Origin of the sequence: Prosthecobacter sp., assembly GCF_020439865.1 — a bacterium.
In the GTDB taxonomy this organism is placed as follows: Bacteria; Verrucomicrobiota; Verrucomicrobiia; order Verrucomicrobiales; family Verrucomicrobiaceae; genus Prosthecobacter.
The window spans coordinates 1-4,253 of the sequence record NZ_JAGRPF010000181.1 but is presented as its reverse complement, the minus strand read 5'-3'; the positions used below and the strand labels follow the sequence as shown (position 1 = coordinate 4,253).

General features: G+C 60.8%; 2 protein-coding genes. Both read left to right on the top strand.

Going from position 1 to position 4,253, the window contains the following annotated elements; all coding sequences use genetic code 11:
- Positions 1 to 704: sulfatase-like hydrolase/transferase (locus KDL09_RS20505; RefSeq protein WP_294389286.1), on the top strand; the 704-nt coding region annotated here is incomplete at its 5' end.
- 130 nt (positions 705 to 834) lie between these two features.
- Positions 835 to 4,253, top strand: a 3,419-nt coding sequence (locus tag KDL09_RS20500; RefSeq protein WP_294389284.1) for a PVC-type heme-binding CxxCH protein, incomplete at its 3' end; no start/stop codon positions are given.

Below are 4,253 nucleotides of genomic sequence, written 5' to 3'. Positions count from 1 at the left end.
GGAAGTTTCTCGCCGCACAGGGGCTGCGCGAAAACACGCTGCTCTTTTACTGCGGCGACAACGGCACTTCCGCCGACGGCTCGCTCGTCCGACCGCATCTCGGCGTCAAAGGCCAGGTCTATGACGGCGGCATTCTCGTGCCCGGCCTCATCGAGTGGCCTGCACGCGTGCCAAAGCCACGCAGCACAAAGATTCGCGCCAGCACGAGCGACCTGCTGCCCACGCTCTGCGCCATCACCAGCCAGCCGCTCCCGTCACGTCCGATAGACGGCATCGACCTCCTGCCCCTGATCGACGGCAAGATGACCGCACGCTCGAATCCTCTCTACTTCTGGGAATGTGAAATCGGCAAGGCCAAGGGCGAGCCCTACATCGATCCCGAGCTGCAGAAAGGCACCACGCCGCTCGTCAAAAAGATGGGAGGCATCGCCACGCGTAACTTCACCAACTTCAAGCACACCACCATCACCGACGCCGACTACCTCGGCCCCCGTGCGATCATCGACGGCGACATGAAACTCGTGATTCACGAGCAGAAGAAGGGCGATCCGAAGGTCGAACTTTTCGACCTCAAGACCGACCCAGCCGAAACGACCGATCTGGCGAAGAAACAGCCCGAAGAGGTCGGGACACTGCAAACCAAGCTCCGTGCGTGGCAGGACAGCGTGCTAAAGAGCCTCACCGGCGCCGACTACCAGAAGTAGCGCCGTCTGCGTCAGGGGCGAGGACAACGCTGAGGGCAAGATTTCAGCGCCTTGCCTTTTTATCTGTCCGGTTTTGCGGCACACCGTGGGATACAAAGATCGTGATTTCGCGTTTGTTTCCTTCCTTCCCATGACCAAGCCAACCACCCTCCTCCTCACCCTGCTGTCATTCGCGAGCTTCGCGACCGCCGCGCCTCTTGTTTTTGAAGGCACGGACGGCCCTGGCAAGGGCAAGCACATCGTCTTCCTAGCCGGAGATCACGAATATCGCTCGGAGGAGACGCTGCCGGAGCTGGCACGCATTTTGGCGAAGCATCAAGGGTTCAAATGCACGGTGCTTTTCGACATCGATCCGGATGGCAACATCGCCGCGGGTGAACCGCAGAATATTCCCGGCATGGAGGCGCTGGATTCCGCCGATCTCGCCGTGGTGTTCCTGCGCTTCCAAGGACTGCCGCCGGAGCAGATGAAGCACTTCGACGATTACCTCAAGCGCGGTGGCCCAGTCGTTGGGCTGCGCACGGCCACGCATGCCTTCAAAGGCACGCCGGAGCCCTATGCCAAGTATGACTACAACTCCAAGGTCGCCGGCTATGAGTCCGGCTTCGGTCATCAGGTGCTCGGGCAGACCTGGGTGGGCCACTACGGCAAGAATCACGTGCAGAGCACGCGCATCACCATCGTGCCGGAGAAGGCATCGAACCCGATCCTGCGTGGAGTGAAGGATGTGTGGGTGCAGGCGGGCGGTTATGTCGGCAAACCTACGGATGGCGAGATTTTGACGATGGCGCAGCCGCTGGATGGCATGTCGCCGGACTCGCCGGCTTCGAAAACACAGCCACCACAACCGAGCGAATGGACGCGCACTTACAAGAGCGCTTCCGGCAAGTTGGGCCGCGTGTTCACGTCGCTTTATGGCACGTCGGAAGACATCACTAACGAAGGCTATCGCCGCTTGCTCGTGAACGGCATCTTCTGGGCGGTGGGATTGGAAGACGCGATCAAGCCGGATCTCAACATCGCCTTCGTCGGCCCGTTCCAACCGAACATCTATGGCGGCGGCGCCTATGCACGCGGCATCAAGCCAGAGATGTATGCAGGATTTGAAAGCCCGATTCCGGCGAACCACAACACCAAGGGACCGGAGACGAAAAAAGGCGATAAGAAGGCAAAGCAGGAGAAGAAGTCTGCAAAACAGACCTCAGCGCAGCCTGTGTCGGCTTCGGTCGATGGAAAGCCGACCGTCGCAACGGGCAAACCGGCCCGCTATGTGCGCATCGAGATTCCCGGCGAAAAGAAATGCCTGCAGATCGCCGAGATCGAGATCATGAGCGGTGGGAAAAACATCGCGAAGAACGGCAAGGCGACGCAATCGACGACCAAGAACGGCGGCGTGCCGGAGCGTGCCTTCGACGGCAACAAAAATCCGGACTGGGGCAAGGGTGGTCAGACGCACACGGCAGAAAACCAACCGAATCCGTGGTGGGAAGTGGATCTTGGTTCCAGTCAGCCGATCGACACGATCGGGCTGTGGGCGCGCGAGGGCTTCTCGGATCGTCTGGGCGGCTTTACGCTTCAGTTGCTGGATGACGCCCGCAAACCAGTGTTTGAACTCAAGAACGTCGCCGGGCCGGAAGCACTGACGATTGATGTGAAAGGCGGCGGCAAGCTCGCCTACCTCGCGTTTGATGGAAAGCCGGGCAAACCTGTGGTCAAAGGCTCAGGTGGTGGGAAATCCTCCGGCCCGCCAGAACCGCCGCTCGCCGACGTGCCAGCCGATTACAAGGACCCGATGCCGTTTGCCTTCAACAAAGGCGATGTCGTCGCGATCCTCGGCAACGGCCTGCCCGACCGCATGCAGCACGACGGCTGGATGGAGACGCTGCTGCAAAGCGCGATGCCGGAGCTGAACGTGCGTTTCCGCAACATGAGCACGAGCGGCGACCGCCCGAACTCATATCCGCGCAGCCCCGGCCAGATTTCGATGACCACCTACCTGCAGCATGTGAAGGCGGACGTGGTGTTCGGCTTCTTTGGCTACAACGAGTCCTTCGACACCAAGCCGGAAGATTATCAGAAGCTGCTCGTCGAGTTCGTGAAGAAGACGCGCGGCAGCAAGGCGAATGGCAAGTCCTTCCCGCGCATCGTGCTCTTCAGCCCGATCGCGCATGAGGACACGCGCAATGTCAACGTTCCCGATGGCAAGGCGCACAACGCGCAGCTCGAAGCCCTCACGAAGGCCACAGAATCGGCGGCGAACGAGGCGGGTGTCGCCTTTGTCGATCTCTTCCATCCGTCGCTGGAGCTGTTCAAGGCGGCGAAGGAACCGCTGACGATCAACGGCGTGCATCTCACGCCGGATGGCAATCGCCAGCTCGCCGAAGTGATCGCGAAAGGCTTGCTCGGCAAGCAGGTGAGCGCATCGCCATCGATGGAGCCGCTGCGCGAGGCCGTGGTGGACAAGAGTTACCACTGGTATCAGCGCTATCACGCATCCGACGGCAACGACGTGTGGGGCAGCCGCTCGACCTTGAGCTTCGTGGACGGCCAGACCAATGGTGTCGTGCTGCAGCACGAGCTTTCGATGCTCGATGTGATGACGAACAACCGCGACGAACGCGTGTGGGCGCGCATCACCGGCGGTGACAAGAAGATCGACGACAGCAATGTGCCGAAACCCATTCCGGTGATCTCCAACGTCGGCGGCGGCAGCAAGAGCAGCAGTGCGCAGAAGGAAGGCGTGCTGCGCTACATCAGCGGCGAGGAGGCGATCAAGCACATGGCCGTGAAGAAGGGCTTCGAGGTGCATCTCTTTGCCGATGAAGCGCAGTTCCCCGAACTCGCGAATCCGGTGCAGATGCAGTTCGACTCGAAGGGCCGCCTTTGGGTCGCCGCGTGGTCGGATTATCCGAAATGGGAGCCGCTGAAGGAGTCCAAGGACGCGCTGCTCATCCTTCACGACGACAACAACGACGGCAAAGCGGATCGCATGACCGAGTTCGCGCGGGTCAACAATCCACTGGGCTTTGAGTTCTGGAACGGCGGCGTGCTTGTCACGCGGCAGAGCGAAATCCTTTTCCTCAAGGACACCGACGGCGACGACAAGGCCGACGTTCAGACCATCATGCTGCAGGGCCTCGACAGCAGCGACACGCATCATGGCGCGAACAATCTCATCTACGGCCCCGACGGCGGCGTTTACTGGCAGAGCGGCGTCTTCATGCAGCACAACTACGAGCACCCTTGGGGACCGTCGCTGAACGCCACCGCCTCCGCGATGTATCGCTTCGATCCGCGCCGCTTTACGATCTCGCTGCATGCGACGAACTCGCCCAACCCGCACGGCACCTCGTTCGACACCTGGGGCTATCAATACGCCACCGACGGCACCGGCGGACGTGCGTATCAGGTGCGGCCCGAGGGCAACGGCTTCAAGATGTATGAACTGCTCAAGAAGGAAGTGCGTCCGGTCACTGCGAGCGAAGTCGTCAGCAGCACGCACTTCCCGGAGGAAATGCAGGGCGACTTCCTGATCTGCAACGTCATCGG